A 634-nucleotide genomic window follows, 5' to 3' on the forward strand; every position below is an offset into this window, starting at 1 on the left:
CCGCCAAAGACGGTTTCTTTCGATTCGATAATCAAACTGCTTAGCCAAGCGCGAGGAACTGGTGTTGACTAAACCCGCAATTTTAGCTCTTGAAGACGGCTCCATTTTTAAAGGTATTTCTATCGGCGCAGATGGAGAAACCACTGGAGAAGTTGTTTTTAACACCGCAATGACAGGGTATCAGGAGATCCTTACTGACCCTTCTTATGCTAAACAAATTGTTACCCTAACTTATCCCCATATCGGCAATACTGGCGTCAACTCCGAAGACGTAGAAAGTGATCAGATCTGGTCTGCTGGTTTAGTGATCAGAGATCTGCCCTTAGTTGCCAGTTCGTGGCGCTCAGAAAAGCCTCTCGATGCCTATTTGAAAGAGAATAACATTGTTGCAATTGCTGATATTGATACTCGGCGTTTGACGCGAATTCTTCGAGAAAAGGGAGCGCAGAACGGGTGCATTTTATCCGGCGACAATATTTCAGAAGAGCAGGCACTTGAAAAAGCCAAAGCCTTTCCAGGTTTGAAGGGAATGGACTTAGCGAAAGAAGTAACACACAAAGAGACGTTTGAGTGGACAGAGGCTGAATGGGATTTGGTCGATGGGTATAGTCAGTCGCGCGACACTGAATTCCAC

1 protein-coding gene is annotated in these 634 nt (G+C 45.6%); it reads left to right on the top strand.

Features of this window, described 5'->3' with window-relative positions; translation table 11 throughout:
• Nucleotides 1-64: 64 nt before the first annotated feature.
• The coding region (locus A3751_RS17750) for a carbamoyl-phosphate synthase domain-containing protein (RefSeq protein ID WP_304439050.1) at nucleotides 65-634 on the top strand (570 nt) is incomplete at its 3' end.

The organism is Oleiphilus sp. HI0080 (assembly GCF_001635135.1).